Genomic DNA, 9,792 nt, shown 5'->3' with positions numbered 1-9,792 from the left:
CGGCCGGCGACGGCGAGTGCGGCCGTCACAGCCTGGACGTCGGATGGGGTCAGTCGTCATCGCCGAGGACAGGCTCGGGGAGCGTACCGGCGTTGTGCTCCAGGAGCCGCCAACCGCGGGCGCCCTCGCCGAGGACCGACCAGCAACAGTTGGAGAGTCCGCCGAGGCTTTCCCAGTGTTGGGGCTCCAGGCCGAGCAGCCGTCCGATGGTGGTGCGGATGGTGCCGCCATGGCTGACCACGACCAGCGTGCCGTTCTCCGGAAGCTTCTCGGCATGGCGGAGCACCACCGGGGCCGCGCGGTCGGCGACCTCCGTCTCCAACTCCCCGCCACCCCGGCGCACGGGCTCGCCGCGCTTCCAGGCCGCGTACTGGTCACCGAACTGCGCGATGATCTCCTGGTGGCTCATCCCCTGCCAGACACCGGCATAGGTCTCGCGCAGGTTCGCGTCAAAGGTGACGGGCAGTCCCGTCAGACCGGACAGCTCGTTGGCCGTGGCGGAGGCCCGTCGGAGATCCGACCCGACGATCGCGTCCGGTTTGAGGGACGCGAGCAGCCGAGCGGACCTGCGTGCCTGGGCAACACCGGTCTCGGTGAGCTCGATGTCCGTGGTGCCCTGGAAGCGGCGCTCCACGTTCCAAGCGGTCTGACCGTGCCGCCACAGGACGAGACGCCGCCCCGTGCGTTTGTAGGCGTCCTCGTTCAGCTCAACTCACCGTCCGGGGTTCCGGCGGACTCCTGGGGCTCACCGTGCTGGCCCTCGGATGACTTGACGCGGGTCTTCTGAGCGTCTTCGGGCAGCGGCAGCTCGGGGCAGTCCTTCCACAGCCGCTCCAGGGCGTAGAAGACACGCTCCTCGCTGTGCTGGACGTGGACCACGATGTCGACGTAGTCGAGCAGGATCCAGCGGGCGTCGCGGTCGCCTTCCCGCCGTACGGGCTTGACGTCGAGCTCCTTGCTCAGCCGCTCTTCGATCTCGTCGACGATCGACTTGACCTGGCGGTCATTGGGCGCGGAGGCAAGCAGGAAGGCGTCAGTGATCGAGAGCACATCGCTGACGTCGTACGCGATGATGTCGTGCGCGAGCCGGTCGGCAGCCGCCTGGGCGGCGGCGTTAATGAGCTCGATGGAGCGGTCCGTAGCGGTCACAAGCTGGCTTTCGTCGGCGGGCGGGTATCCCCCCAAGGGTCTCACGTACCACCGACAGCACCTGCGGTGTTTTCCCTGCCCGCCCATGCTCGGGCATCGCTCCTGGTCAGACGCGGGTAAGCCACAGAATCCCCACCCGGCAGCCAGCGTCGACGCCGGAGTGAGCGCCGTGTCCGACGCCAAAGTGAGCACCGTGTCCGGGCCCACCCCGAGACGACCGGCTGACCTTCTGTTCAGCCGGTCCCCGCGCGAACGTCCGGCTAGCGAGGTCCGGCCGGCTGTGCCGAGGCTCATCCAGCCCCGGCAGCCGTGTGGCGTCCGTCAGTTGGTCTTGAAGTCCTGCCCGAGGACGACGCTGATGTCGGCGTTGGGCGGGGCGGTCCCCTTCTTCACCGCACTCACCGGCAGGCCCAGCGTCTTGGCCACCTCAGTGGCCTCCGCCCTCTGTGCTTCGTCACCGTAAGTGATCTGCGAAGACGCGATGGCGTCCGCCTTACCGCCATCGACGACGGCATAGCCTCCATTGACCAGCGTGACCCGTGCGGATTCGGCAGCGGAGGTCTTCCCCGTGCCGTTTCGGACGCCGACCCTGACGGCCGCGTTCTTGTCCGGCGCGGTCACAGAACCACCCAGGATGTCCTTGACGCGTGCAGCCGCCTGCTGGGTCAGCGTGCCATCCGCCTGCACGGGCAGCGTCGCCGTGGTGTAGTCGCCGCCCTTGGCGTGATCGGCGAGTTTGGCGAGGGAGGCGCCCAGATCGCTCTCAGTGAGCGAGGGGTCGAGGATCTGCGCAAGCGTCTCCACGGTGACAGTGGCGGACTTCTGCTCGCTGGGGAACTTCCGCAGTACGGCCTGGATGACCTGCCCGAAGCGCTCCAGTTGCTTGGCCTCGGCCTCACCAGGGGCGAGATAGGTGGCGTAGGCGACCGCGGCCCGGCCGTTCAGGGTCTGGTTCTCACCCCGATCGACCAGCGGGGCCTCGCCCTTCTTGGCACCGGGGACCGCGGTATCGGTGGTCAGATCGATGGTGCCGACCAGATCGACCAGGTTTTCCAGGAAGGGGGTGTCGAGCCGCCAGGTTCCGGTGATCTTCGCGCCCAACAGGGCGCCCACCGCCTCCCGGGTGCCCTGGGAGCCATCGTCCTCCACCGACTTGCCAAGGTTGGTGGTCGCTCCATCGTCGCTGGCGACGGAGAGGGAGTTGGGCAGCAGGACCGTGGTCCCCTTCTTGGTCGTCACGTTGTCGACCAAGAGGGCGGTGGAGGTGCCCTTCTTCTTGGTGTTGTGCAGATGCAGGACGATCACATCGCGCTTCTGCGGCCCGGCCCCTTGGCTGACGGCGTCCTTCGGGTCGTCGCCACCCGAGAAGACGAGGTAGCCGAGACCGATCACCAAAGCCAGACCGAGGACGACGCCCAGGGCGATCCCGCGGTTGCGGCCGCGCCTCTTGGCCTCCTCCCGTCGCTCGGAACGGCTTTCGGTGAACTTCAGCCAGTCGATGACGTCTTCGGATTCGCCGTCCGGATCTTCTATGAAGGCGAACTGCTCCGTGCGGTAGTCGCGTTCCTCTTCATGGCGACGCGGCTTGGGCACCAGCCCCTGCCCTTCGGCACCGGCCCCCGCCGCGGGCTCCGATTCCTGCGACTCCGGTGACTGGGTCGGCATGGGCTGCTGCGGAATGCTCCACTGCGCCGTCTCCACGGCAGCGGCCTGCTGACCCATGTTCTGGGCCTGATCGGTCGCGTACTGGTCGTATCCGTAGGCATAGGACTGATCAACAGGGTATGACTGATCGCCCTGGTCCGTCCGGCCGACCTGCGGCTGCTCGGCGAGCTGCGCATAGGGGTCGTACGACGGGGTGCGATCCGTCTGCTCGTACGTCTGGGTTTGCGGCTCATCCGCCGGGGAGAGCTGGCCATACGGGTCATAGCCGTACTGCTGCTCGGTCGACGGCTGCTCTGGATACTCGTACGGCGAACCCTGCTGGGCGTCGTACTGCTGACGCTCGCCATACTGCTGATGCTCTTCGTACCGCTGTTGCTCCTGGGGCTGCCGGGATTCCTGGGGCTGCTGGTAGACCGGCTGACCGTACTCGTCGTAGCCGACGATCTGCGGCTGCTGGTAGTACGGATCGTACGGACCCTGCTGGTCGTTCACCGGTGCCCCTCTCCGTGGCTCACTCGCCGCGGTACAACTGGCGCTTGTCGATGTAGCGCACCACACCGTCGGGCACGAGATACCAGACAGGGTCGCCCTTGGCTACCCTCGCCCGGCAGTCGGTGGAGGAGATCGCCAGCGCCGGCACCTCGACCAGGGAGACCTTGCCCTCGGGCAGTCCGTCATCCGTCAGATCGTGTCCCGGTCGAGTCACTCCGATGAAGTGGCTGAGTGAGAAGAGTTCCGAGGCGTCCCGCCAACCGATGATCTGCGACAGCGCGTCGGCACCCGTGATGAAGAACAGGTCCGCGTCCTCGTTTTGAGCGTGCAGATCGCGCAGGGTGTCGATCGTGTAGGTCGGCCCGGGGCGATCGATGTCGATGCGGCTGACGGAGAACTGCGGATTGGACGCCGTGGCGATGACCGTCATCAGATAGCGGTCCTCGGCCTGGGATACGGCCTTGTGACTCTTCTGCCACGGCTGTCCTGTCGGTACGAACACCACCTCGTCGAGATGGAACAGGGCGGCCACCTCGCTGGCGGCAACCAGGTGGCCATGGTGGATCGGGTCAAATGTCCCGCCCATCACACCGAGCCGCCGTCGGCCGGAACCCGGGCCCGTAGGCACTTCCTGCTCTCCCATGCGTGCAGAGCCTACTGGCCCGCGAGCCCGGCTCGCTCCGCTCGTCTCAGCGGTCGCGGTTGAAGCTCATGGTGATCCAGAGCAGCAGAAGTAGCGCGATGAAGGCACCGCCGCCGACGAGCAGCGGCTCAAGGCTCGGGTGGTTCACGGCGCCCTCGCCGCCTTCGGCGAGAGTGACCAGGTGGGGGGCGTTGCTGGGGAGGCTCATCTCGGCGGGCCCTTATCGATCGGAAACGGAGCGGAGGGACTTCGCCCATATCGTATGCGGGCCCCTCGGGCACGCTCACGCCGACTCAGTCGTTGTCGTTGTCACGGCGCTCCTTTGAGGGTGCCGAACGATGGAAAACGGGCGTATGGAGCTCGCGTTCCAGAGTTATCCACAGCCCCCGGCACGCTGTGGTCCCAGCGCCTACGCTGGGGTCGCCAGGGGGACGAATCCATCACTCGTATGACGGAACACCGGTTCAACCAGGGGGTTTAAATGAGCGACAGCAGTCAAGAGAACGTGCCGAGCAGGCAGCGCAAGCGATTCCCGGGCATCTCGTCCCGAGCGTATGAGCATCCGGCGGACCGCTCGGCGCTGGTCGCCCTGCGCAAGCTCAGCGGGTTCGACACCGTCTTCAAGGCGCTGAGTGGCCTGCTGCCCGAGCGTAGCCTGCGGTTGCTCTTCCTCTCCGACTCCGTACGGGTGAGCGATGCCCAGTTCGCGCATCTGAACGCCATGCTGAGGGACGCCTGCTACATCCTGGACCTGGAGAAGGTTCCGGCGATGTATGTGACCCAGGACCCGCGCCCCAACGCCATGTGTATCGGACTGGACGAGCCGATCATCGTGGTGACCACCGGCCTTGTCGAGCTGCTGGACGAGGAGGAGATGAGGGCGGTCGTCGGCCACGAGGTGGGCCACGCCCTGTCCGGCCACTCCGTCTACCGCACGGTCCTGCTCTTCCTCACCAGTCTGGCGCTCAAGATCGCATGGATCCCGCTCGGCAATGTGGCGATCATGGCTATCGTCACGGCGTTGCGGGAGTGGTTCCGCAAGTCGGAGTTGTCGGCTGACCGGGCGGGGCTGCTGGTGGGTCAGGATCTCCAGGCCTCGATGCGCGGGCTGATGAAGATAGCCGGCGGAAACCATCTGCATGAGATGAATGTCGACGCCTTCCTGCAGCAGGCCGAAGAGTACGAGGCGGGCGGGGACCTACGGGATTCCGTGCTGAAGATCCTGAATGTGCTGCCGCGTTCCCACCCCTTCACCACGGTCCGCGCGGCGGAGTTGAAGAAGTGGGCCGAGAGCCGCGAGTACCAGCGGATCCTTGACGGCCACTACCCGCGTCGCTCCGAGGACAGCAGCACATCCGTCACGGACTCCCTCAAGGAGTCCGCCTCGCACTACGCGGACACCGTGCGTACGAGCAAGGATCCCCTGATGAAGCTGGTCGGCGACATAGCCGGCGGCGCCGGTGACCTGGGCGGCAAGCTCCGCGACAAGTTCACGGGCGCCGGCAGCGGCAACTCGTCAGCGTCGGGATCCGCCAAGGGGGAGGGCTAGCCCAGGTCCTGACAGGCTCGGCGGTCCCCGGCGTCGGCCGACTCCGGTCTGGGCCGATGCCGGCTGCCGCTCCCTGGTGTTGCTGACTCTCGGGGTCATGACTGTCTGCGTTCCGGCCTCTCTGGGTTCATGACGGGCCGCATGCCTTGGGGGGCCAGCAGCGGTGCTAGGGGCTCGGTTGGGCGGATGGCGCCAGGGCACCGCAGAGTGCGGCCGTGGGATCACCCTGCGCGTAGGGATCGGTACCCGCCGGAACGCCTACAGCGGCCCGTTGGCCGGCGAGCAGTGGACGGAGTACGCCAGCGGCGTCATCGGAGCAGGTCTGGGGGCCGGCCTGCACATAGCTTGTCAGCAGCTCGGTCCGATGTGCGTTCAGGTCGTCCCGGTCAAAGCGGAAGTGCAGCACACGTCGGACGGTGAACAGCGAGGCCCCTTCGGCGCGGCTTGTGCCGCGATCGGTCTGGTCCCGCTCGCCGCCCGGCAGGTTGGACTCGCCCTTGGCCCGCTGTGACGCGAGCGTCCGGGACAGCCCGGTCATCACCCCGCTCTCTCCCGGGGCTGCCGTCTCCCCTGGCCCGTTGATGGAACCCCGCGGGTCACCAGGGGCGGCGGAAGCCAAGCGGCCTCCCGCGCCGGTGTCCAGGCCCATGGCCGTCTCAGGGCCGGTTGGGGGGCCATGGGTCAGAACCGGGCGAAGGGCGTAGGCAAAGGTGTGGTCGGACATCACTTCGAGGGTGTCGGCTCCCCCATCGGAAACGGCGAGGGTGCCTCGGACGCGGATCTCAGGATCCGCGAGCGCCACCGTGGCCGGGTCGTAGCGAATCAGCCAGCCGGTGGCCGCGTGCTGGCCGTCGGCGACCGGGTTGGCGATGCTCCGGTCGAACTGATCCAACTGATCTGGGTCAAGGAGTACCCGCACGGGTCGGACCGCGCCGCCGGTGAGGACATCCGGGTCGAGTGAGGACTCCACCAGGTAGTCCTTGGCGATCGTCAGGGCTGTCATGACCTGGCTCTGGGAGAAGTTCTTGGTGCGCTGAGCGGCCGGGAAGTTGATCCCGGAGGCACCGATGCGGAACTGACGGGCAGGGCTGCTGCCGTAGAGATCGGCGGGAGTGCCGCCGGGAACGACGCCCTGGGGGGCGAGGGGGATCAGAGTGATACGCAGTGGAGCGGCGCGTTTGCCACTGGGCGCTTGATACGAGGGCCTGACCCCGAGGTACAGGGCCGTGCCAAAGGCGACGGCCACGAGCAGAACGATAATCAACAGTTGCCTGGCACCCGTTGAGCCGGTTCCGTTAGGGAGGCTTCGCACGGCACGTGCGTGCTCACCCATCCGCTCCTGCGCGGAGAACTCCTGTAGCCGCGCAGCTCGTATAAACGATTCGTCGAAGACGACGGATCGGTACTCGTCCTCTCCACCGCCGGGGAGTCCTTCAGGTGTCCCCTCAGGCGGGTCTCCACGGCCTGCCATACCTTCAGGGTCGGTCTGGCAGGGCTTCGGTAAACGCGGTGGCGGGCGACAAAGTCAGACTACTTTCCACGCACTCGTTCAACGCGTCATCAAAAAGTGAGCGATTGGAGGCGTAGATGATCAATGTGCGGGCGCCGAGTGGCCGAATAGCGTCGGTGGTCAGCGGGGGCTGGGAAGACCTGGACGGGAAGGGTTCTGCCCAAGGTCAGAGCAGGGCACCGGAGAGACGGAGCGAAGAGATGGGTGTCCGGGCGCGTACGGCGGCGTAGGGGCAACCCCGAGGCTGGCAGCGGGATCAGACGCCCGACTACCGCCAAGGGGAGGCATGGGCGGGAGGCGTCCGCCACGGGAGGACGGCAGACAGCAGCGAAAGCGGTCAGAGAGCGCTGAGGTCCGGACGACGGCGGTACGGGCGTACGGGCGTACGGGCGTACGAGGGATGATCGGGCGCCGTGGGAACGGGCATGGGCATGGGCAGCAGCCGGGAACAGCAGGCACAGCGCTGGGAGTGGGCGTCCCAGGGCTCCTAAGGTCGTGCGCGGTGCTGGGTCAGGGGTACGGCCGGGGTCAGGGTGCCCTGTCAGGGGGTGCGCGGATCGGCAGGGACGGCCGGCATGGCGGGCGCGGAGAAGTTCGCCGAGGTGGTGGGCCCCCCGGCCCGGTCCGGTCCGGTGGAGGGGCTGCTGTCGACGCCGGTCGTAGCCGGCGCGGGCACCTGGTCCTCACGGTTGCCCGCCGCTCCCCGGTACACAGCGGTGAAGGCGAGGGCGACCATGCCGATGCCCATCAGCAGGGCAAGCACCCAGGCCACCGGGCGGTGCCAGCGAGCGCTGCCACGGTAGGGGCGGAGCGCACCGCCATGCTCGCCATAGGGGCCGGATTCATCGTCGTCCGCGTAAAGGTCATCGTCGCCGTAGCCACGCCGACGACCGTAGACGCCGTAGCCGTCATCGTAGGGATCGTCGTCGTGGGCTCCACGGCCCGAGCCCGCTCGGGCGGCCTCCGCCTCCGCACGAGCCTGGGCAGCGGCGAGCAATCGCTCAACGGCGGTCGGCTCATGGATCTCAGCCGCCCTGACGAAGTCCTCGTCGAACACCACGGAGGCGAAGTCCTCGTCCGCGCCTCCGCGGTCGTCGTCGGGCTCCCCGCCGTCCGGGAACGGCCTGCCCCCCACGTCGTCCGGCACGCAATCAGAGTAGACCTGGCCGCCCTCTTTGGGCAGACGCAAGGAGGAAGTCTCCGCCCTGAAGTGGCCGAAGGCACAGCCCCGGCACCGCAGGGGGCCGTGCCGGGCTTCGGCTACCGAATGTGACCGTCCCCCGTGACGATGTACTTGGTCGAGGTCAACTCGGGCAGGCCCATGGGGCCCCGGGCATGAAGCTTCTGGGTGGAGATACCGATCTCGGCGCCGAAGCCGAACTGGCCACCGTCCGTGAACCGAGTGGAGGCATTCACGGCGACGGTGGTCGAGTCCACCAACTGGGTGAAGCGGCGGGCCGCCGCCTGCGAGGTGGTCACGATCGCCTCGGTGTGGCCGGAAGACCAGCGCCGGATATGGGTGACCGCCGCGTCCAGGGAGTCCACGACTGCGGCTGCGATGTCATACGAGAGGTACTCGGTCTCCCAGTCCTCGGCGGTCGCCGCCACCACGGTGGCCTTGGTGGTCGCGGCGTGTTCCAGCACGCGCTCGTCCGCGTGTACGGTCACCCCGGCCTCCGCCAGTGCTTCGAGCGCCCGCGGCAGGAAGGCCCCCGCGATGTCCTGGTGCACCAGGAGGGTCTCGGCGGCATTGCAGACACTGGGGCGTTGGGCCTTGGAGTTGATCAGGATGTCGACGGCCATGTCGAGATCGGTCTGGGCGTCCACATACACATGGCAGTTGCCGGTCCCGGTCTCGATGACGGGGACGGTGGACTCCTCGACGACCGTACGGATCAGACCCGCGCCGCCCCGCGGGATCAGGACGTCCACCAGACCGCGGGCCCGCATCAGCTCCTTCACCGAGTCACGGGACTCGCCGGGCACGAGTTGCACGGCATCGGCGGGAAGGCCCGCGGCCTCGACCGCGTCGCGCAGGACATCCACGAGAGCGGCGTTGGAGGAATAGGCGGAGGACGAACCGCGCAACAGGACCGCGTTACCCGACTTCAGGCAGAGCGCGGCGGCGTCGACGGTCACATTGGGGCGCGCCTCGTAAATGATGCCGACGACCCCGAGCGGGACCCGGACCTGGCGTAGATCGATGCCATTGGGCAAGGTCGAGCCGCGAACGACCTCACCGACCGGGTCGGGCAGCGCCGCGACATCGCGCACATCCGCGGCGATGGCCCGCACCCGCTCCGGGGTGAGGGTGAGACGGTCGATGATCGACTCACTGGTGCCTGCCTCGCGGGCGCGGGCGATGTCCTCGGCATTGGCGGTGACGACGACATCGGTACGCGCCTCCAGGGCATCTGCGACCGCCAGCAGGGCGCCGTCCTTCGCCGCACGCGGGAGTGGCGCGATTTCGGCTGCGGCGGCCCTGGCCCGGTGGGCGGCTTGGGCGACCGGGCTGAGGGTGTCGTTCTGCGGAAGCGGCGAGGGCGTCGTCATACCCGCAGGGTAATGCGCCCGCAGCGGCCGTCCGGCGGGCATCCCGCAGAGCGAGACACCCGGTGGGACCATCCCGCGGACGATGATCGCTCAGGGGCCGTGGCCGTTCTGAGTGGCGTAGACCGGGTCCCAAGGCCACGTCCCGGGCCAGATCGAGCAGCCGAGGCCAAGGCCGTGGATCGGAGGGACGGACACGACGAGAACGGCGGGAACGGCGGGAACCCCAGGGAA

General features: G+C 67.9%; 9 protein-coding genes. 1 reads left to right on the top strand and 8 read right to left on the bottom strand.

Annotation, left to right across the window (positions count from 1 at the left end; genetic code table 11):
- Positions 1 to 49: 49 nt before the first annotated feature.
- The 5 genes from NBG84_RS09225 to NBG84_RS09205 form a co-directional block, all read right to left on the bottom strand.
- The gene (locus NBG84_RS09225; RefSeq protein ID WP_250919150.1) at positions 50 to 706 is read right to left on the bottom strand and encodes a histidine phosphatase family protein; all 657 of its coding nucleotides are present in this window, start codon (positions 704 to 706) and stop codon (positions 50 to 52) included.
- On the bottom strand, positions 703 to 1,149 hold the full coding sequence (gene rsfS / locus NBG84_RS09220) for a ribosome silencing factor (RefSeq protein ID WP_250918831.1): 447 nt from the start codon (positions 1,147 to 1,149) through the stop codon (positions 703 to 705). The genes NBG84_RS09225 and rsfS overlap by 4 nt, the downstream gene beginning before the upstream one ends.
- 321 nt (positions 1,150 to 1,470) lie before the next feature.
- The gene (locus tag NBG84_RS09215) at positions 1,471 to 3,306 is read right to left on the bottom strand and encodes an LCP family protein (protein ID WP_250918830.1); all 1,836 of its coding nucleotides are present in this window, start codon (positions 3,304 to 3,306) and stop codon (positions 1,471 to 1,473) included.
- Between the two features lie 19 nt (positions 3,307 to 3,325).
- Positions 3,326 to 3,949 (bottom strand): nicotinate-nucleotide adenylyltransferase, encoded by a 624-nt coding sequence (gene nadD, locus NBG84_RS09210; RefSeq protein WP_250918829.1) that lies wholly within the window; start codon positions 3,947 to 3,949, stop codon positions 3,326 to 3,328.
- 46 nt (positions 3,950 to 3,995) lie between these two features.
- A complete protein-coding gene (locus NBG84_RS09205; protein WP_250918828.1) occupies positions 3,996 to 4,157 on the bottom strand; it encodes a hypothetical protein in 162 nt (53 codons plus the stop codon).
- Positions 4,158 to 4,430: 273 nt separating this feature from the next.
- On the opposite strand from NBG84_RS09205, the gene NBG84_RS09200 reads away from it, so the two are divergent.
- The gene (locus NBG84_RS09200) at positions 4,431 to 5,498 is read left to right on the top strand and encodes a M48 family metallopeptidase (RefSeq protein WP_250918827.1); all 1,068 of its coding nucleotides are present in this window, start codon (positions 4,431 to 4,433) and stop codon (positions 5,496 to 5,498) included.
- Positions 5,499 to 5,664: 166 nt separating this feature from the next.
- On the opposite strand, the gene NBG84_RS09195 is transcribed toward NBG84_RS09200, so the two are convergent.
- From NBG84_RS09195 to NBG84_RS09185, 3 genes are all read right to left on the bottom strand, one after another.
- Positions 5,665 to 6,969, bottom strand: a complete 1,305-nt coding sequence (locus NBG84_RS09195) for an SCO2583 family membrane protein (protein WP_250918826.1) — start codon at positions 6,967 to 6,969, stop codon at positions 5,665 to 5,667.
- A gap of 580 nt (positions 6,970 to 7,549) precedes the next feature.
- On the bottom strand, positions 7,550 to 8,155 hold the full coding sequence (locus NBG84_RS09190) for an SCO2584 family spore wall biosynthesis protein (protein ID WP_250918825.1): 606 nt from the start codon (positions 8,153 to 8,155) through the stop codon (positions 7,550 to 7,552).
- Positions 8,156 to 8,268: 113 nt separating this feature from the next.
- On the bottom strand, positions 8,269 to 9,561 hold the full coding sequence (locus NBG84_RS09185) for a glutamate-5-semialdehyde dehydrogenase (protein WP_250918824.1): 1,293 nt from the start codon (positions 9,559 to 9,561) through the stop codon (positions 8,269 to 8,271).
- Positions 9,562 to 9,792 lie beyond the last annotated feature (231 nt).

The organism is Streptomyces albipurpureus (assembly GCF_023701525.1).
Lineage (GTDB): Bacteria > Actinomycetota > Actinomycetes > Streptomycetales > Streptomycetaceae > Streptomyces > Streptomyces albipurpureus.
Note: the sequence above shows the minus strand (reverse complement) of the source record. Positions and strands in the feature narration are given on the sequence as shown.